This is a genomic window from Polaribacter porphyrae, from assembly GCF_002954685.1.
In the GTDB taxonomy this organism is placed as follows: Bacteria; Bacteroidota; Bacteroidia; order Flavobacteriales; family Flavobacteriaceae; genus Polaribacter; species Polaribacter porphyrae.
This window is the reverse complement of the sequence record NZ_MSCN01000001.1, coordinates 71,385-91,358: the sequence shown is the minus strand read 5'-3', so window position 1 is coordinate 91,358 and position 19,974 is coordinate 71,385. Positions and strand designations below refer to the sequence as shown.

Here is a 19,974-nt window from a genome sequence, read left to right as displayed (position 1 = left end):
ATTTAAAAATTAAAAAATTGAATAATTAAAAAATCTTTAAATACTTTAATTTTTTAATCTTTCAATACCCTTATATTGGCTCGTTCAATAAATCTAAAAACTCAACCGATTTTGCCTCCATCTGATACACCACTTTATTGGTTCTAACTACCAAATGATTATAAGTGATGTATGCAATTATACCTACAATTAGACCAGCAACTGTTGTTGTCATTGCTGTATATAATCCATCAGAAAGCATTTTAATATCGATTTGCCCACCTGCATTTGCAATTTCATGAATTGCTACAATCATTCCAATTACAGTTCCTAAAAAGCCTATCATTGGTGCTGCACCAGCAATTGTTGCTAAAACAGATACGTTCTTTTCAAGCTGATACACTTCTAATTTACCAGCAGTTTCTATTGCTGTATTAATATCTTCTAAAGGTTTTCCTATTCTAGAAATACCTTTACCTATTAACCTTGCTGTTGGTGTATTTTTACTTTTACAAAGTGCATCAGCAGATTCTAGTTTTCCATTAGAAACATAGTCTTTTATTTGATTCATAAAATTTTTATCAACTTTTGATGCTGATTTTATTGCAAAAAAACGCTCAAAATAAATATACAAAGCGACTGCTAAAAGCAAAAATAGAATTGCAATTATAATTTGCCCTCCTAAACCACCATCTATAATCAATTTGTAGATGGACAGCGTTTTTTCTTCAGATAAGTTATCCTCTAAAATTTCTTTATTTTCTTGGAAAAATGAAATCATTCAAAATCTTATTTATGTTCTTTATAGTAACGACTCAATTATTTTAAAATTGTTTCATCGTTTTATTGTTTTATTGTTTTATTGTTTTATTGTTTTATTGTTTTATTACTTCACAAAAAAAATGCCATTTTGCATAAAATCAAAATGGCATAGTATTTTTTATACTTACTCTACACAAACATTCTTATTACAATAAAAGATGCTGAACCTACTAAAAAACCAACAAAAGCTAGCCAAGATATTTTCTTTAAATACCAGAAAAAATCTATTTTTTCCATACCCATTGCAACTACACCAGCAGCAGAACCAATTATCAACATACTTCCACCTGTTCCTGCAGAAAACGCAATAAAATGCCACAAAGGATTATCTAAAGGTTCAGAAAACATTCCTAAACTGGCTGCAACTAATGGAACATTATCAATAATTGCAGAGCCAATTCCCAATAATATCACTACTAAATCAGAAACTTGAGTTCCAGGTAATTCTGTATTTATTAATGGAATACTTTCTTTTAAGCTATCTGCAAAGTTAAATAGAATACCTAAAGATTCTAGTGCTGCTACTGCCATTAAAATACCTAAGAAAAATAAAATACTCGGCATTTCTATTTTTGATAATGAGGAATGCACAGGGCTGTGCATAGCATGCTCATTATGTTCTTGTGCTTGACTACCTTCTACACTTGATATAGAAAACTTTCTTCTGCTATAAATTTCTGCACACGTTGCTACAATTCCTAGTGATAACATCATCCCTACATAAGGTGGTAAATGAGTTACTGTTTTAAATACAGGTACAAAAACGATTGCTCCTAAACCAATTAAAAGCATTCTTCCACTAAATTTACTTTTAGGTTTTTCTACTTCATTTTCATCAAAATCTATATCACCTTGAAAAGCTGGTAAAAATGATGCAATTGTAGATGGAACAATCATACATAATAATGAAGGTATAAATAGATATACAAATAACATACCTGTACTTACTTTATCACCAATCCAAAGCATTGTAGTAGTTACATCTCCTATTGGTGAGAATGCACCACCAGCATTTGCTGCTATAATAATTAAACCTGCAAACCAAATTCTATCTTCTCTGGTTTTGACTATTTTTTGTAAGATTGATATTAGTACAATTGTTGCAGTCAAATTATCTATAATTGCTGATAATATGAAGGCTAGGATTGAAAACATCCAAAGTAATTTTTTCTTACTTTTAAAGTTAACATAGTTTTTGATTGTTGAAAAGCCATCAAAATAATCGATAATTTCAACAATAGTCATTGCTCCTAAAAGAAATACTAATATTTCAGCAGTTTTTCCTAAATGATGCAACAAGGTTTCTTCTACTAGATGCAATTTATCATCATGTGCCATTGAAGAAAAACCTTCTACCAAACCATGCTTACTAGAATCAAACCAATTAGAAAAACTATCAACACCTAAAGCAACAATAGCCCAACAAACTGCCATCATTACAAGTGCTGGAATTAATTTATCCATTTTTATGTTATGCTCTAATGTAATGGCTAAATAACCCAATACAAATACTACAATAATTATTGATTCCATGTGTAAAATTTAATTTTTATATCAATTGTTCTAACGCTATTTCAAACGCTGTTTCGCTTATTCTTTTTTTATAAGGGCTTTTTTCAAAAGTTTTTTCTAAAGCTTTTTTTATTGTTTTTGATGTATCATCAAAAATTGCTTTATCTGTCATCTCTACTCTTCTTTCCATAAAGTATGCAAAAACTCTAGCCATACCACAGTTAGAGATAAAATCTGGAATTAAACTCACTTTTTTATCAGTATCTTCCATGATTGGTCCAAAGAAAATTTCTTTATCAGCAAAAGGAACATTAGCTCCAGATGAAATTACTTCTAAACCAGAGGCTATCATTTGATTGATTTGATCTTGCTGAATCAATCTTGATGCTGCACATGGTGCAAAAATTTCACACTCTAAATTCCATATTTTCTGATTAATTTCATTAAAAGGAATCATATTTTCTGCAACCAACGTGTTACCATCTTTATTCAAAAATAAGTTTTTTATTTCTTCAAAAGTAAATCCGTTCTCGTTAATAACCCCTCCATCTCTATCTATGATACCTACAACTTTAGCTCCCATTTCTGCTAAATAATAAGCTGCTGCAGAGCCTACATTTCCAAAACCTTGTACTACTGCTTTTTTACCAACTACTGAACCACCATAAATATTATAATAATGACGAACAGCTTCTGCAACACCAAAACCTGTAATCATATCAGCAACTGTATATTTGTTGAATATGTCTGGAGACAATCTATCATCTTCAATTACTTTAATAACACCATGCCTTAACTGACCTATTCTATTAATTTTATCTGCTTCAGTTGGTTTAAAATGTCCGTTAAAAACTCCTTCTTGAGGATGCCAAACACCACTTTCTTCTGTAATCGGGATTACTTCATGAATTTCATCAATATTTAAATCTCCACCTGTACCATAATAGCTTTTTAATAATGGAGCAACTGCTTTGTACCAACGTTCTAAAACTCCTTTTTTTCTTATATCATGTGGATCAAAATTGATTCCTGATTTTGCCCCACCAATTGCTGGACCTGAAACCGTAAATTTTACTTCCATTGTTTTAGCCAAAGAAAGTACTTCATTCATATCTAACCCTTTACGCATTCTTGTACCACCACCTGCTGCACCTCCTCTTAAGGAATTTATTACTGTCCAACCTTCTGCTTCTGTTTCAGAATCTTTCCAATTAAAAACAATCTCTGGTTGTTTATTTTCATATTTTTTTAATAATTCTTTCATGTTTATTTTAATCATTTACAACGTTTACTTAATATTTTTAGCAATTTTCTTATAAAACAGACTAAAAAAGTTAAAGTTGATTCATATTACAAACAAATTTTAAGAATTAATACTATTATTTGATCTTTACAAACTTAATGTAAAATTTACGATTGTTAAAATTTTTCACTTTAAAAACTACGGATTCACCACAACTCCTGAAGAATGGCTTTTACTAGCACCTGTGACTGATTTTAAACAGTTAATTTCATTATTTATTTTTAGCAGTCCTAAAAAAGAAAAAATAAATGCTTCTTTAAAATTGATAAGTTTTTTACTAGGCAACTCAATTGTGATTTTTGCATAAAACTGAATTCTTTGTATTAAAAAATCATTAAAAGCTCCACCTCCAGTTATTAGAACATTATCATTTTTATAAATAACTTTACCAATCTGAATAGCAATATGCTCTGCAAAAGTTCTTAAAATTGATGGAATATTGGTTTCTAGTTTATCAATCAAAGGAAAAATATCTTGTTGAACCCACTCTAAACCCAGAGATTTTGGAGGTTCTTTTTTGTAAAACTCCAAAGCATTCAAACCCTCTAAAAGTTCGTCATTTATTTTTCCTTCGGATGCAATTTTACCAGATTTATCATATTCTAAACCTATTTTATTTGTATAATAATTCAATACAATATTTGCAGGACAAATATCAAAAGCTATTCTTTGATTATTTTTTTTGAATGAAATGTTAGAAAATCCGCCTAAATTTAAACAAAAATCATAGTTAGAAAAAAGTAGTTCATCTCCAATTGGGACCAGAGGTGCTCCTTGTCCACCTAATTTTACATCTTGCGTTCTAAAATCATACACCACTTTTTGATTTGTAATTTTCGCAATTTCTTCTCCAGAACCAATTTGTAGTGTAATTCCATCTTCTGGTTGATGCAAAATTGTGTGTCCATGAGAAGCAATAAAATCAATTTGAGTAACTTTATAATCAATTATAAATTGATTGATAATTTTTCCTAAAAATCTACCATATTCAGTGTCCAACTCTTCTAATTTGTCTTTTGAAAAATGAATTGCAGTTTGTAAAGTTTGCTTCCATCTTTTAGAATAATTAATGGTTATAGCATCAATAACATGAAACTTTTGGTAGTTTTTTTCATCAAACTTTACATAAACCAAATCAACTCCATCTAAAGATGTTCCAGACATCACTCCAACTGAAAAAACCTCTTTTTTAATCATATATGTAAAAATAGCAAAAGTCTATTGAAAATATGTTACGAAATCGATATCTTTGCACTCCAAAATTAAGAATTTAACAAATAGTTTCAGAATGGATTTTAGCTTAACAGAAGAACATTTAATGATTCGTGATGCTGCAAGAGATTTTGCACAAACAGAATTATTACCTGGTGTAATTGAAAGAGACAACAAACAAGAATTTCCTCAAGAATTAGTAAAAAAAATGGGAGATTTAGGTTTTATGGGAATTATGGTAGATCCAAAATATGGAGGAAGTGGAATGGATGCTACTTCTTATGTATTAATTATGGAAGAACTATCTAAAATTGATGCCTCTGCTTCTGTAATTGTTTCTGTAAATAATTCTTTAGTTTGTTATGGTTTAGAATCTTATGGAACAGAAGTGCAAAAACAAAAATACTTAACCAAATTAGCAACTGGAGAATTTGTTGGAGCATTTTGTTTGAGTGAACCAGAAGCTGGTTCTGATGCTACATCACAAGCTACGACTGCCATTGATAAAGGAGATCATTATATAATCAATGGAACTAAAAACTGGATTACAAGTGGTGGACGTTCAGATGTTTATCTAGTAATCGCACAAACAGACAGGGAAAAAGGACACAGAGGAATCAACGCTTTTATCGTAGAAAAAGGAATGGAAGGTTTTCATGTTGGTCCAAAAGAAGACAAACTAGGAATCAGAGGTTCTGACACCCATACTTTGCAGTTCAATGATGTAAAAGTGCCAAAAGAAAACAGAATTGGAGAAGATGGTTTTGGATTTAAATTTGCCATGAAAACCCTTTCTGGTGGTAGAATTGGTATTGCTGCACAGGCTTTAGGAATTGCTTCTGGAGCTTACGAATTGGCTTTAAAATACTCTAAAGAGCGTAAAGCTTTTGGTACAGAAATCTGTAATCATCAAGCTATTGCCTTCAAATTGGCAGATATGTATACAGAAATTGAAGCTGCAAGAATGTTGGTAATGAAAGCTGCTTGGGACAAAGACCAAGGCAATAATTACGATATGTCATCAGCAATGGCAAAATTATACGCAAGTAAAGTTGCTATGGAACAAACTGTTGAGGCTGTGCAAATTCATGGAGGAAATGGTTTTGTAAAAGAATATCATGTAGAGCGTTTAATGCGTGATGCAAAAATTACGCAGATTTATGAAGGCACTTCAGAAATTCAGAAAATTGTAATTTCTAGAGGAGTTATCAAAGGATAAATTTACATCCGAGCATATAAATTTATAAAATCCATCTTTTCTAGATGGATTTTTAATTTCTTCAAAAATCAATCTCTATATTATACAATTGTAAACCCGAAGCTTGTGCAATATTTCGCATATATTTTCTATCATTATTTTCTTTTAAAGAATTTTCTATAAAATCTAAATCAAAATTTCCTTTTCCCACTTCAAAAAGAGTTGCCATCATCAAACGAATTTGATAACGTAAAAACCCTTTCCCTCTCACCTTTAATATATAAGATTGCTTTGGAAAAAAACTTGCAGTTAAAATATCATTCTTAACAATTTCGCAAAAATCTATTCTTCTTTTAAGAATAGTATGCTCTGATGGTTTTGTACAGTATTTATGAAAATAATGTTCTCCTTCAAATAACTTTGCTGCATTTTGCATCAATTCTAAATTCAAATCAAAATCAATATTTACCATAAAAGGAGCTGCAAATGGATGATTTTTTTTACCATAAGAAAAATAATAGTGATACTCTTTAATCTTTGAGGCATTAATTACATTAAAGCTGGTCTTAACCTTCTGAATAGAAATCGCTCTAAAATCGGCAGGAAAATTAGAATTAAGGTTGAATAAAAAATCTTTTTGTTCAATTTCTTCAAATAGAAATAATTGAAAAAAGTAACAGTTTGCTGAAACTTTTGCGTCGGTTCTACTAGAACCTATAGTCTTATAGCTTTCTTTTTTTAATACAAAAGACAAGGATTTATCAACTATATCATGCAATGTTTTAGCATTTATTTGTTTTTGCCATCCAGAAAACCGAAAACCGAGAAATTGTAAACAAATCACGTAAGAAAATGAATATTTCATAGGTGCTAAAATACAATTTTTACATTTTTTTTTACAAAACCATCATTTTTATGAATATCTCAAAATTATATATCAATTTTTTACGAACCCAATATTTTTTAGCTTCATCTAATACAAAAATAAACTTATCTTAATTTAACCCCCATTTTTTTGAGGGTATAAATCTAAATTACAACGTTTTCGAAAAACGAATCCCTTGTTATTTTGAATTTAATATATACATTTACCGCGTTCAAATAATAAAATAAAAACTAAAAGAACATTATTATGAAGAAAATTATTTTTACTTTTTTATTAGCAAGTAGCTTGTTAGTAAATGCTCAAGAAGAAGAAAAAAAATTTACATTAAGTGGTAGCATTGATACTTACTTTAGAGGAAATATTAGCGGTGGAAATTTTGATACTGCTCCTGGCAGTTCATTTGCAAACCAACCTGGTTTTGCTTTAGGTATGATTAATGTGATTGCTGGTTATGAAGGAGAAAAAGTAGGTTTTGTAGCAGATATGGTATATGGTCCAAGAGGTGCTGATGCTGTATTTAACTCTGTTGGAAATTCTTCATCTATTGTTAATCAATTATATGCTTACTGGAATGTTAGCGAAAAAGTTAAGCTTACTATTGGTAATTTTAACACATTTTTAGGTTATGAAGTAATTTCTCCAACTGCAAACTTCAACTATAGTACTTCTTACCTTTTTTCTTATGGCCCTTTTAGTCATACAGGTATTAAAGCTGATTTTACTTTAGGTGAAAATTCTTCTTTAATGTTAGCGGTAATGAACCCAACTGACCGAACAGAATTTAACCCAAATGGTAGTTATGCATTAGGTGCTCAATTAGGAATTTCAGGTCAATTTCTAAACGTATTAGTAGACCCAGACTTCTTTGAAATAGATTATACAGGTGGTTTTGACCTTTCTGATTCTTTCTTTTTAGGAATAAATGCTGCTTACAATAGTGGTAATGATGGTGCTGCTGGATTTTATGGTGCTGCATTATATCCACAAATTGCAACTTCAGACTCATTTAAAATTGGTTTAAGAGGCGAGTATTTTGTTGAAGATGGTGCATTTGGTGCAATTGGTACAGGTGTGGCTGATTCAAGTGTATTCGCTACCACTTTAACAGGAAACTACACGATTGGAGCATTAACAATTATACCAGAATTAAGATTAGATTCTGCATCTGAAGCTGCATTTGTAGGAGATAAATCGTTAAGTTCTTTCGCTTTAGCAGCTGTTTATTCTTTCTAGGATAAAGAAAAACTATTAATTACTAACTAAAATTTACACAATTATGAGTTTATTATTAACATTATTTCAAGACGCTCCTGTTTCTGAAGCTTCTAAAGTTTTAGAGCAAGTAAATGGAGATATGGGAATGCTTTGGATGCTATTATCTGGTATTTTAGTATTCTTTATGCAAGCAGGATTCACTTTAGTTGAATCTGGTATGACAAGATCTAAAAATGCAGTAAATATCGCTATGAAAAATTTACTAGATATTTGTGTTGGATCTTTAAGTTTCTGGTTAGTTGGATATTCGTTAATGTATGGTGATACTTCTAACGGATGGTTCTTTTGGAGTGGATTATTCCAAGGAGAAGGAGCTGACTTATTCTTCCAAACTATGTTTGCTGCAACAGCTGCAACAATTGTATCTGGTGCTATAGCAGGTAGAACTAAATATACTACTTATATTATTTTCTCAATTGTCATGACTGCAATCATTTATCCAATCTCTGGTGGATGGCAATGGCAAGGTTCTGGTTGGTTAACCGAATTAGGTTTTATTGATTTTGCTGGTTCTTCAATTGTACACTCTGTAGGTGGATGGGCTGCATTAGTAGCTGCATTTATGGTAGGTCCAAGAATTGGGAAATTTGTTAATGGAAAAGTATTACCTATCCCTGGTCATAACCAAATATTAGCAACTTTAGGTGTATTTATTCTATGGTTAGGATGGTTTGGTTTTAATGGTGGATCTCAATTAGCTTGGGGTGGTGCTGATGCTACTGGAGCTTCAACTGTAGTTTTAATTACAAATTTAGCTGCTGCTGCAGGTGGTTTAGGTGCATTAATTACAACTTGGATTTGGTATGGTAAACCTAATTTAGCACAAACATTAAATGGTGCTTTAGCAGGTTTAGTAAGTATTACTGCTGGTTGTGGTAATATGACTGCTGGTGGTGCTGTTTTAGCTGGTTTAATTGGTGGTATCATTGTTGTATTCTCTATCGAATTTATTGAAAAGAAATTAAAAATCGATGATGCTATTGGTGCTGCTTCTGTGCATGGTGTTGCAGGTGCTTGGGGTACTTTAGTAATCGGACTTTGGGGTGTAGATGGTGATAAAGCTATTGGATTATTCAATGGTGGTGGAGCTTCTCAACTAGGTTCACAAGCTATAGGTGTTTTAGCATATGCAGCTTGGTCTGTAGCTTTATCTTTCATCGTATTCGGAATCTTAAAAGCAACTATGGGATTACGTGTTAGCGAAGAAGTAGAAATCGAAGGTTTAGATATTTCTGAACATGGTTCAATTGCTTATCCAGGAGTAAGAGTTAGAGAAATTGATGAAGACAAATAGTAGATTTTAAATTTTTATCAAATATTTAAAAAACACACAGTTTATACTGTGTGTTTTTTTTATTCAATAAAATTAAGATTCAATTTTTACAGAAAAAAAAATATAGCTCTTAAAAATAATAAATAATGAAATTCTCTTGAAATATAACATATTTATTTTTTTCTATTTTGTGCCACTTTAACAGAAAACTAACGAAATTTTATCATGAAAAAAATTGAAGCAATTATTAGAAAATCAAAATTTAGAGCTGTAAAAGAAGCTTTGCATCAAGTAGGTGTTAACTTCTTCTCTTACTGGGATGTAACTGGTCTAGGAAACGAAAAAGAAGGACATGTCTACAGAGGGGTAAGCTACAGCACAAGTGATATTCAAAGAAGATACTTATCTATTGTAGTTAATGATGATTTTGAAGAGGTTACAATAAATACAATAATAAAATCAGCTAGTACTGGTGATGTAGGTGATGGTAAAATTTTTGTAAGCGAAATAAAAGACGCTTACAGAATTAGAACTGGCGAAAAAGGAGGACAAACTTTAAACTAATAAACTTTAAAATTTTATAATGGAACAGCTACCAATTAATAATGTATGGATGATGATCTGTACAGCCCTTGTATTCTTTATGCATTTAGGATTTGCATTTTTAGAAATTGGATTAACAAGGCAAAAAAATACAATAAACATATTATTTAAAAATATTTTTATCATTACAGTAGGTCTTTTACTTTACGCTTTAGTAGGTTTTAATTTAATGTATCCAACTTGGGGGCCAAATGCTGCTGGCTATTTAGGTAATTTTATATTTGGAATTTCTGCACCTTTAAAAGATGGTGCTTTAGATTTATCTTACAACGAAGGCTACACATATTGGACAGACTTCTTATTCCAAGGAATGTTTGCTGCAACTGCAGCTACAATAGTTTCTGGTGCAGTAGCTGAAAGAATGAAAATCTTACCCTTTATGATTTTCACTTTAATCTATGTTGGTTTTGTATATCCAATAGCTGGATCTTGGAAATGGGGTGGAGGATTTTTAGATCAATTAAATACACCTTTTTATGATTTTGCGGGTTCAACATTAGTCCATTCTGTTGGTGGTTGGGCTGCTGTTGTAGCAGTTTGTTTATTAGGCTCTAGAATTGGTAAATTTAAGAATGGAAAAATTCAAGCCATTCCAGGTCATAATATTCCTTTAGCTACTGCAGGTGTTTTAATTCTTTGGTTAGGATGGTTTGGTTTTAATGGTGGTTCAGTATTATCCGCAGACCCAGAATTAACCTCGTTAACTTTAGTTACTACTTGTTTAGCTGCAGCTGCAGGTGGTGTAGTTGCTTCATTAGTATCGACTGTTATGTTTAAAAACCTAGATTTAACAATGTTTTTAAATGGTATTTTAGGAGGTTTAGTAGGTATTACTGCTGGTGCAGACCAAATGTCTCCAACTGATGCAATCTTAATTGGTGCTATTGCTGGTGCTATAATTGTTTTTGCTGTCACACTAATAGATAAATTAAAATTAGATGATCCAGTTGGTGCAATCGCTGTACATTTAGTTTGTGGAATCTGGGGAACATTAGCTGTTGGTATTTTTGGAAATCTTGCGGGTTTTGATCAATTTTTGAGTCAATTGATTGGTGTAGGTGCTTATGCTGTTTTCTGTTTAGCAACTTCATTTATCATCATATTCACATTAAAGAAAACAACGGGCATTAGAGTTAGTGAACGTGAAGAACTTGAAGGTTTAGATGCTCATGAACATGGTATGGATGCTTATCCAGATTTTAGATTGAATGAACATTAAAATTTAATATTTAAAACTAAAATCACCTTAAAAGTTAAAAATTTTAAGGTGATTTTCTGCTTTTTATGAATATCATAATTATAAATGATTAAATTATGATAAATAAATTTTTTTCAATGATTTTTTATTTTCATCATAAAAATTATATTAAAAGACTAAAATCGTTAATTTTTTTTCAGTAAAATATATATGTTTGTGAATATAATTTAAATGAACATGAAGAAACAAGGACTATATTTACCAGAATTTGAACACGAAAATTGTGGAGCTGGTTTTATATGTAATTTGAATGGTGAAAAGACAAATCAAATTATACATGATGCACTAGAAATACTAGTAAAACTAGAGCATAGAGGAGGTGTAAGTGCTGATGGAAAAACTGGTGATGGTGCTGGTTTGTTGATTGATATTCCTCACAAATATTTTACACGAGTTTGCGATTTTCCACTTCCAGAACAAAGAGAGTATGCTGTTGGAATGGTATTTCTTCCTAAAGTTTCTAATCAATATGATTTTTGTAAAAAAATATTTGAAAATGAAATCGTTGCACAAGGTCTTACTGTTTTAGGGTGGAGAAAAGTACCTGTTGATTCTACTCAACTAGGTGAAATTGCTTTGGCATCAGAGCCTAATATAGAGCAGCTTTTTGTTAGTAAAACTAAAAATATAGATGAAGCTACTTTTAAAGCAAAACTTTATGCAGCTCGTAAAATAACTGAACACGCAGTTAGAAACTCTAAAATTTCTGAAGCTCATTATTTTTATGTGCCAAGTTTATCTATAACCACTATTATCTACAAGGGTATTATTATGCCAGAAGATATTGGTCCTTATTATTTAGATCTTCAGGAAATTGATTTGGTAACACGTTTGGCTTTAGTTCATCAACGTTTTTCAACGAATACAATGCCAACTTGGGAGCTTGCACAACCATTCAGACATATGTGTCAAAATGGAGAAATTAATACCTTAAGAGGTAATGTGAGTAGAATGCGTGTGCGAGAAGAAATAATGAGGAGTGATGTTTTTGGACCACAAATAGACAAGTTATTTCCAATTATATTACCAGGTAAATCTGATTCAGCTTCTATGGATATGGTTGTAGAATTATTAACTCATACAAATAGATCTCTACCAGAAATTATGATGATGATGATTCCAGAAGCATGGGAAAAACACAAAACCATGTCTCCAGAAAAAAAAGCGTTTTATGAATACAATGGATGTATTATGGAACCTTGGGATGGTCCTGCTTCTGTGCCTTTTACAGATGGAGATTATATTGGTGCTTTATTAGATAGAAATGGTTTAAGACCTTCTAGATACACGTTGACAAAAAGCGGAAAATTAATCATGTCATCAGAAGTTGGTGTAGTAGATATCGAACCTTCTGACATCGAAAAACATGGTAGACTTGAACCAGGAAGAATGTTTTTAGTTGATATGAATGAAGGTAGAATTATTGATGATGAAGAAATTAAAAATAAAATTGTTTCAGAAAGACCATATCAAGAATGGTTAGACAAAACACGTTTATATTTAAGTGATGTTCCTTATACAAACGAAACTTGCCCTATAGAAACTATAGATATTAAGACACGCCAACGTTTATTTAATTACACTTTTGAAGATATTCAAGAAGTAATTACACCTATGGCTCAAAACAAAAAAGAAGCTTTAGGATCAATGGGTATAGATACACCTTTAGCTGTTTTATCAGACAGACCTCAATTAATATCTAATTATTTTAAACAACTATTTGCACAAGTAACAAATCCTCCTTTAGACGGAATTCGTGAAAACATCGTAACTGACATAAGTTTAAATTTAGGAAAAGACAGAAATATTTTCAGTATTACTGAACGTCAGTGTAGAAAATTAAGAATTAAAAATCCAGTAATATCTAATGCTGATTTAGAAAAAATTAGAACTATTGATGTAGAAAATTTTAAGGCAGAAACCATAGAGATTTTATATCCAAAAGCACAAGGATTAAACGGTTTAGAAAATGCTTTAGATATCATCATTACTCAAGTAGAAAAAGCAATTGAAAGAAAAACAAATATCATTATTCTTTCAGACAGAGGAGTCAATCAAGAGTTTGCTCCAATTCCAGCTTTATTGGCTTGTTCTTATGTAAACCATCAGTTAAATAGGTTACGTAAACGTTCTTATTTTGATATTATTATTGAATCTGCAGAACCTCGTGAACCACATCATTTTGCTACTTTATTTGGTTATGGAGCAAGTGCCGTAAATCCTTACATGGTAAACGAAATTATCAGAATGCAAGTAAAAGAAGGCTTCATTACTGATATGGACGAGCAAAAAGCAGTAGACAATTTCAACTTTGCCATTGGTAAAGGTATTTTAAAAGTGATGAACAAAATTGGAATCTCAACTTTACATTCGTATAGAGGTTCTCAAATTTTTGAAATCGTAGGTTTCAATTCTCAATTTGTTGAAAAATATTTTCCATATACAGCTTCAAGAATAGAAGGTATTGGGCTATATGAAATTGAAAAAGAAATAGATAAAAGATACAAACAAGCATATCCTAATAATCAAATTGATAAAAAATTAGGCTTAAATATTGGTGGTGATTACAGATGGAGAAGAAATGGAGAACGCCATTTATTCAACCCAACTACAATCTCTAAATTACAACAAGCAGTTCGTTTAAGTGATCAGGCTAGTTATAATGTGTATTCGAATGCTATCAACGAACAGTCAGAAAACCTAATGACTATTCGTGGTTTATTTCAGTTTGATAATTTAGATCCAATTCCACTGGAAGAAGTAGAACCTTGGACAGATATTGTAAAACGTTTTAAAACAGGTGCAATGTCTTATGGATCAATTTCGAGAGAAGCACACGAAAATTTAGCAATTGCAATGAATAGAATTGGTGGAAAATCTAATTCTGGTGAAGGTGGTGAAGATAGAAAACGTTTCCAAAAAGATATAAATGGAGATAGTAGAAACTCTGCAATTAAGCAAGTAGCTTCTGGTAGATTTGGGGTAACTTCTCATTATTTAACCAATGCCAAAGAGATTCAAATTAAAATGGCACAGGGAGCAAAACCTGGAGAAGGTGGTCAATTACCAGGCTATAAAGTTTTACCTTGGATTGCAGATGCAAGAAATTCAACTCCTTTTGTAGGATTAATTTCTCCTCCTCCACATCACGATATTTATTCTATTGAAGATTTAGCACAATTAATTTTCGATTTAAAAAATGCAAATCGTGAAGCTAGGATTAATGTAAAATTAGTTTCAGAAGTTGGTGTAGGAACTATTGCTGCTGGTGTTGCTAAAGCAAAAGCAGATGTAGTTTTAATTTCTGGTTACGATGGTGGAACAGGAGCTTCTCCTCTAACCTCATTAAAACATGCTGGTTTACCTTGGGAATTAGGTTTATCTGAAGCACAACAAACGCTAGTTTTAAACAATTTAAGAAGTAGAATTGTTGTAGAGTGTGATGGACAGTTAAAAACGGGAAGAGATGTTGCAATTGCAGCTTTATTAGGTGCAGAAGAATTTGGTTTTGCAACTGCTCCTTTAGTAGCTTCTGGTTGTATTATGATGCGTAAATGTCATTTAAATACGTGTCCTGTAGGTATTGCTACTCAAGACAAAGAATTACGCAAAAACTTTAAAGGTACACCAGAACACGTAATCAACTTCTTTTATTATGTTGCAGAAGAGTTAAGAAAAATTATGGCACAATTAGGTTTCAGAACTTTAGCTGAAATGGTTGGGCAGACCCATAAAATAAATGCAAATAAAGCAATTAAACATTACAAAGCTAAAGGTTTAGATTTATCTAGCATTTTACATAGACCTACTGCATACAGAGAAAGCATCGTAAAAAATACAGAACAACAAGATCATAATTTAGATAATGTTTTAGACTTTACTATTTTAAAAGACTCACACAGAGCTTTATATCGTAAAGAAAAAATGAACTTGGTATATCCTATTAAAAATACAAACAGAACTGTAGGTGCTATTGTGAGTAACGAAATTTCTAAAATTTATGGCCATTTAGGTTTACCTGAAGATACTTTAAATATTAATTTTACGGGTTCTGCTGGTCAGAGTTTTGGAGCATTTGGTGCTTACGGATTAACGTTTACGCTTGAAGGTAACACCAATGATTATTTAGGTAAGGGTTTATCTGGAGCAAAATTAATCGTAAAAAAACCAGCCACTGCAGATTTTATTGCTGATGAAAACATTATTGTAGGGAACGTTTGTATGTTTGGGGCTGTAAACGGACAAGCCTATATTAACGGAATTGCAGGCGAGCGCTTTGCAGTGCGTAATTCTGGTGCAACAGCTGTTGTAGAAGGTGTTGGAGACCATTGCTGTGAATATATGACAGGTGGTAAAGTAATTGTTCTAGGTAAAACAGGAAGAAATTTTGCTGCTGGAATGAGTGGAGGAATTGCATATGTCTATGATCCAGAAAACAAATTTGTAAACGGATTGTGTAACACTGAAACCATCGAATTTGAAAATATTTCTGATGAGGATGCAGCTGATTTAAAAGCAAACATCGAAAAACACGTTTTATATACAAATAGTAAAAAAGGTGCTACTTTATTAGCAAATTGGGATACAAGTTTAGACAACTTTATAAAAGTAATGCCAACTGAATACAAGCGTGCATTAGAGCGTTTAGCTACAGAAGAACCAATGGTAGAAGAACTAACAACAGCATAATCATAATGTCATGGGAAAAGTAACAGGATTTAAAGAGTTTGAAAGACAAGATGAAAAATACACTTCTGTAAAAGATCGTGTAAAAAATTATAAAGAGTTTACAGTACCACTTTCAGAGAAAGAGTTAACCAAACAAGGTTCACGTTGTATGGACTGTGGAATTCCATTCTGTCATAGTGGCTGTCCATTAGGAAATCTAATTCCAGATTTCAATCATATGGTACATCAAGGAGAATGGCAAAAAGCTTCATGGATTTTACATTCTACGAATAATTTTCCTGAATTTACTGGTAGGTTATGTCCTGCTCCTTGTGAGCAAGCCTGCGTATTAGGTATTATCGAAGATCCAGTATCTATAGAAAATATAGAAAAAAATATTGTAGAACGTGCTTTTAAAGAAGGATGGATTAAACCACAACCTCCAAAAACAAGAACAGGAAAAACTATTGCTATAGTTGGTTCAGGTCCTGCAGGTTTAGCTGCTGCTCAACAATTAAATAGGGCTGGTCATATAGTTACTGTTTTTGAAAGAGATGATGAAGTGGGTGGTTTATTACGTTATGGAATTCCGAATTTTAAAATGGAAAAAGGAATTATAGATAGACGTGTTGCCATTTTAGAAGCTGAAGGTATTGTATTTAAAACCAATATAAATGTTGGAGTAAATTATGATGTTGAAGATTTAAAAACTTTCGATGCTGTAGTTTTATGTGGTGGTGCAACAGAAAGACGTAGTTTACCAACTCCTGGTATTGATGCTGATGGTATTGTACAAGCTATGGACTTCTTAACACAACAAACCAAAGTATTATTTGGAAAAGAAGTAAAAGACCAAGTAATGGCTACTGATAAAAATGTAATTGTGATTGGTGGTGGAGATACAGGTTCAGATTGTATTGGTACTTCTAATAGACATGGAGCAAAATCTGTGGTTAATTTTGAAATTATGCCAAAACCTCCAGGACATAGATCAGCAACTACTCCTTGGCCTTTTTGGCCTTTACAATTAAAAACATCTTCATCTCATAAAGAAGGAGTTGAACGTAATTGGTTAATCAACACAAAAGAATTTATAAAGGATGAAAGTGGGAAGCTAATCGCTTTAAAAACTGTAAATGTTGAGTGGAAAATGATACCTGGAGAAAGACCTCAATTAATAGAAATTGCAGGTACAGAAAAAACTTGGCCTTGTGATTTGGCTTTACTAGCTTTAGGTTTTACTGGACCAGAAAATACATTAGCTCAAAAATTAGGGCTTAAAACTGATGCGCGTTCTAACTACAAAGCAGCCTATGGTAAATACCAAACTAATATTCCGAATATATTTACTGCTGGAGATATGCGTAGAGGACAATCTTTAATTGTGTGGGCAATTTCTGAAGGTAGAGAAGCTGCAAGACAAGTAGATATTTACTTAATGGGCAAATCTGAATTACCATCTAAAGACGTTACTGGAGATTTAGTTGCAATGTAAATTATTCTTGATAATTAAAACTAAAAAAACCACTCAAATGAGTGGTTTTTTTAGTTTTATTAGTTTATTGGCTCCCCATACAAATCATAATCACCTGCATCGTAGATTTTTACATTGATAAATTCTCCAATTTTTATATAATGCTTTTTAGCATCAACTAGAACATCATTATCAACATCTGGAGAATCAAACTCTGTTCTTCCATAAAAATACTCACCATCTTTTCTATCAAACAAACATCTGAATGTTTTTCCAATTTTCTGCTGATTCAATTCCCAAGAAATTTGAGACTGAATTTCCATAATTTCATTGACTCTTTTAAATTTTACATCTTGGGGTACATCATCTTCTAAAACATACGCACCAGTATTTTCTTCATGAGAATATTCAAAGGCTCCTAAACGTTCAAAACGCATTTCTTCTACCCAATCTTTCAATTCTTGAAACATTTCTTCTGTTTCTCCTGGATACCCTACAATCAATGTGGTTCTTATTGCAATTTCAGGCACAACCTTTCTAAATTTATGAATTAAAGCCGTAGTTTTTTCGTGCGTTGTTCCTCTTTTCATAGATTTTAACAATTCTGTATTAATATGCTGCAAAGGAATATCTAAATAATTACACACTTTTGGTTCGTTTTTCATCACCTCTAAAACATCCATAGGAAAACCAGTTGGAAAAGCATAGTGCATTCTTATCCATTCAATTCCCTCAACTTTTGCTAAAGCCTCTAATAATTCTGCTAATGCTCTTTTCTTATAAATATCTAACCCATAATAGGTTAAATCTTGGGCAATTAGCATGATTTCTTTGATACCATTTGCAGCTAATTTCTCTGCTTCTATTATAATATCTTCAATTGGTGTTGATCTGTGTTTCCCCCTCATTAATGGAATTGCACAAAAAGAACAAGGTCTATCACAACCTTCAGCAATTTTTAAATACGCATAATGTTTTGGTGTAGTTGTTAAACGCTCACCTATCAACTCATGTTTGTAATCTGCTTCTAAAACCTTTAGCAAATTAGGTAAATCGTGTGTTCCAAAATATTGATCTACATTAGGGATTTCCTTTTCTAAATCTGGTTTATAACGTTCACTTAAGCAACCTGAAACGAAAACTTTATCAATTTCTCCTGCTTCTTTTCTTTTTGCGTAGTGTAAAATTGTATCAACAGACTCCTCTTTCGCTTTACCTATAAAACCACAAGTATTAATTACAACAATATTTCCATCATCTTCAGGGTCTTCATGTACTACGTCCTTACCATTGGCTTTTAACTGTCCCATCAACACTTCACTATCATAAATGTTTTTAGAACACCCTAAAGTAACCACGTTAATCTTATTTTTTTTGATGGTTTTTGTACGCATAATACTTCAATTTTAGCAAGTGCAAATATACGTTTTAAATAAGTTTTGACGATATACTTTACTAGTATTAAAAAATTATTATCTGTAAATTAATTTTGAACAAAAAATATGAAATTCATAGATATTTATTGACAATACATTATTTAATATCTTTACTTTTTTAATACTTTCATTATCCAATTAAAGCAGTCTTCGTTATTCATAATACTCCAAGAATGAGGATGTCTGGTACCATCTAATTTATACCCTTTTCCCATTGAAATAAGAACATTTGCATCAGTATTACCCATCAATTTTAAATCATTTATCATAGCAACAATATCAGTGCCATTCCAATCATAGAGGTCTCGTCTTCTTTCATTTATCAACCAATTTACATCTAAATCTGTATACATTCTAATAGGTATATTTTTTAAATATTTTGCGTTACCACCATTTTCTACTTCATTAGAATAGATAGACGCATTTATATATTTTTCTGGAAACTCTTTTGGTGAACCTCCGTAAATCTTATTGTAATTATTCATAATCCATTTTGCTTCCCCTACTCCTAGTTCAGAATAATTTCGTTTGATTTCTCTCTGGCAATATTCATACAAATGTGCTTTATCTAAAGGAACATCTAATCCAAAAACTCCTTTGGGTTTTAAGAACGTATTTTCTTTATTTTTAACTGACATTTGTGTGTAAATCAAAGAAATCATTCCTCCATTAGACAGACCACCAAGAACAAAATTTTCTTTTGGAATATTATATTTTTCAACTACTTCTTTAAATATTTTATCTAAAACTTCAATTTCTACTTTTCTATCTTCTGTGCCCCAGTTTATAGAAGGTATTATTGTTGCTATACCTTTCTCAAATGCAAGTTTTGGTAAAGAAATTTGTTTTATTAAATCTTGGGTTGTTTCTCCTCCAGAAGGTAAAATTACAATAGCTCCATTTATTTTTCCTTTTGGTATTAATTTTAAATAATATAAAGCATTACTTTCTCCATCATTAACGTATAAATCTGATGTGTCTGGAATATTTAAAATAACTTTATCAAAATCTTGACGATTACAGCTAATCGTAATTAATAATAAAAAAAGTAAACTTATTTTTAATTTATCCATTT

The 19,974-nt window shown here is 31.4% G+C and carries 14 protein-coding genes; 7 read left to right on the top strand and 7 right to left on the bottom strand.

Going from position 1 to position 19,974, the window contains the following annotated elements:
* Positions 1-70: 70 nt before the first annotated feature.
* The 4 genes from BTO18_RS00430 to BTO18_RS00415 form a co-directional block, all read right to left on the bottom strand.
* On the bottom strand, positions 71-760 hold the full coding sequence (locus BTO18_RS00430; protein ID WP_105014323.1) for a MotA/TolQ/ExbB proton channel family protein: 690 nt from the start codon (positions 758-760) through the stop codon (positions 71-73).
* A 170-nt stretch (positions 761-930) separates the two neighbouring features.
* Entirely contained in the window at positions 931-2,334 is a 1,404-nt protein-coding gene (gene nhaD, locus BTO18_RS00425; RefSeq protein WP_105014322.1) for a sodium:proton antiporter NhaD, read from the bottom strand.
* A 16-nt stretch (positions 2,335-2,350) separates the two neighbouring features.
* Positions 2,351-3,577, bottom strand: a complete 1,227-nt coding sequence (locus tag BTO18_RS00420; protein WP_105014321.1) for a Glu/Leu/Phe/Val dehydrogenase dimerization domain-containing protein — start codon at positions 3,575-3,577, stop codon at positions 2,351-2,353.
* A gap of 177 nt (positions 3,578-3,754) precedes the next feature.
* The gene (locus BTO18_RS00415; RefSeq protein ID WP_105014320.1) at positions 3,755-4,813 is read right to left on the bottom strand and encodes an anhydro-N-acetylmuramic acid kinase; all 1,059 of its coding nucleotides are present in this window, start codon (positions 4,811-4,813) and stop codon (positions 3,755-3,757) included.
* 91 nt (positions 4,814-4,904) lie between these two features.
* Between BTO18_RS00415 and BTO18_RS00410 the strand changes: the two genes are divergently transcribed.
* Entirely contained in the window at positions 4,905-6,047 is a 1,143-nt protein-coding gene (locus BTO18_RS00410; RefSeq protein WP_105014319.1) for an acyl-CoA dehydrogenase, read from the top strand.
* A gap of 61 nt (positions 6,048-6,108) precedes the next feature.
* Here the strand turns inward: BTO18_RS00410 and BTO18_RS00405 are convergent, their stop codons facing one another.
* Positions 6,109-6,891, bottom strand: a complete 783-nt coding sequence (locus BTO18_RS00405) for a tRNA pseudouridine synthase A (protein WP_105014318.1) — start codon at positions 6,889-6,891, stop codon at positions 6,109-6,111.
* 267 nt (positions 6,892-7,158) lie between these two features.
* Between BTO18_RS00405 and BTO18_RS00400 the strand changes: the two genes are divergently transcribed.
* From BTO18_RS00400 to BTO18_RS00375, 6 genes are all read left to right on the top strand, one after another.
* The gene (locus BTO18_RS00400) at positions 7,159-8,145 is read left to right on the top strand and encodes an outer membrane beta-barrel protein (RefSeq protein WP_105014317.1); all 987 of its coding nucleotides are present in this window, start codon (positions 7,159-7,161) and stop codon (positions 8,143-8,145) included.
* A 43-nt stretch (positions 8,146-8,188) separates the two neighbouring features.
* Positions 8,189-9,481 (top strand): ammonium transporter, encoded by a 1,293-nt coding sequence (locus BTO18_RS00395; RefSeq protein ID WP_105014316.1) that lies wholly within the window; start codon positions 8,189-8,191, stop codon positions 9,479-9,481.
* A gap of 204 nt (positions 9,482-9,685) precedes the next feature.
* On the top strand, positions 9,686-10,024 hold the full coding sequence (locus BTO18_RS00390) for a P-II family nitrogen regulator (RefSeq protein ID WP_105014315.1): 339 nt from the start codon (positions 9,686-9,688) through the stop codon (positions 10,022-10,024).
* Positions 10,025-10,043: 19 nt separating this feature from the next.
* A complete protein-coding gene (locus BTO18_RS00385) occupies positions 10,044-11,282 on the top strand; it encodes an ammonium transporter (RefSeq protein ID WP_105014314.1) in 1,239 nt (412 codons plus the stop codon).
* 216 nt (positions 11,283-11,498) lie between these two features.
* Positions 11,499-16,010: a glutamate synthase large subunit gene (gene gltB / locus BTO18_RS00380; protein ID WP_105014313.1), complete on the top strand. Its 4,512-nt coding sequence runs from the start codon at positions 11,499-11,501 to the stop codon at positions 16,008-16,010.
* Between the two features lie 10 nt (positions 16,011-16,020).
* Positions 16,021-17,484 carry a glutamate synthase subunit beta gene (locus BTO18_RS00375; protein ID WP_105014312.1) on the top strand — a complete coding sequence of 488 codons (1,464 nt, stop codon included), beginning with the start codon at positions 16,021-16,023 and terminating at the stop codon, positions 17,482-17,484.
* A gap of 59 nt (positions 17,485-17,543) precedes the next feature.
* On the opposite strand, the gene rimO is transcribed toward BTO18_RS00375, so the two are convergent.
* Positions 17,544-18,857, bottom strand: coding sequence for a 30S ribosomal protein S12 methylthiotransferase RimO (gene rimO, locus BTO18_RS00370; protein WP_105014311.1), 1,314 nt, complete (start codon positions 18,855-18,857; stop codon positions 17,544-17,546).
* A 152-nt stretch (positions 18,858-19,009) separates the two neighbouring features.
* Positions 19,010-19,972 (bottom strand): hypothetical protein, encoded by a 963-nt coding sequence (locus BTO18_RS00365; RefSeq protein ID WP_105014310.1) that lies wholly within the window; start codon positions 19,970-19,972, stop codon positions 19,010-19,012.
* Positions 19,973-19,974 lie beyond the last annotated feature (2 nt).

Excerpts from the sequence above, each read along its gene's own strand:
- BTO18_RS00430 (WP_105014323.1), bottom strand. The coding sequence starts at position 760 with ATGATTTCATTTTTCCAAGAAAATAAAGAAATTTTAGAGGATAACTTA.
- nhaD (WP_105014322.1), bottom strand. The coding sequence starts at position 2,334 with ATGGAATCAATAATTATTGTAGTATTTGTATTGGGTTATTTAGCCATT.
- BTO18_RS00420 (WP_105014321.1), bottom strand. The coding sequence starts at position 3,577 with ATGAAAGAATTATTAAAAAAATATGAAAATAAACAACCAGAGATTGTT.
- BTO18_RS00415 (WP_105014320.1), bottom strand. The coding sequence starts at position 4,813 with ATGATTAAAAAAGAGGTTTTTTCAGTTGGAGTGATGTCTGGAACATCT.
- BTO18_RS00410 (WP_105014319.1), top strand. The coding sequence starts at position 4,905 with ATGGATTTTAGCTTAACAGAAGAACATTTAATGATTCGTGATGCTGCA.
- BTO18_RS00405 (WP_105014318.1), bottom strand. The coding sequence starts at position 6,891 with ATGAAATATTCATTTTCTTACGTGATTTGTTTACAATTTCTCGGTTTT.
- BTO18_RS00400 (WP_105014317.1), top strand. The coding sequence starts at position 7,159 with ATGAAGAAAATTATTTTTACTTTTTTATTAGCAAGTAGCTTGTTAGTA.
- BTO18_RS00395 (WP_105014316.1), top strand. The coding sequence starts at position 8,189 with ATGAGTTTATTATTAACATTATTTCAAGACGCTCCTGTTTCTGAAGCT.
- BTO18_RS00390 (WP_105014315.1), top strand. The coding sequence starts at position 9,686 with ATGAAAAAAATTGAAGCAATTATTAGAAAATCAAAATTTAGAGCTGTA.
- BTO18_RS00385 (WP_105014314.1), top strand. The coding sequence starts at position 10,044 with ATGGAACAGCTACCAATTAATAATGTATGGATGATGATCTGTACAGCC.
- gltB (WP_105014313.1), top strand. The coding sequence starts at position 11,499 with ATGAAGAAACAAGGACTATATTTACCAGAATTTGAACACGAAAATTGT.
- BTO18_RS00375 (WP_105014312.1), top strand. The coding sequence starts at position 16,021 with ATGGGAAAAGTAACAGGATTTAAAGAGTTTGAAAGACAAGATGAAAAA.
- rimO (WP_105014311.1), bottom strand. The coding sequence starts at position 18,857 with ATGCGTACAAAAACCATCAAAAAAAATAAGATTAACGTGGTTACTTTA.
- BTO18_RS00365 (WP_105014310.1), bottom strand. The coding sequence starts at position 19,972 with ATGGATAAATTAAAAATAAGTTTACTTTTTTTATTATTAATTACGATT.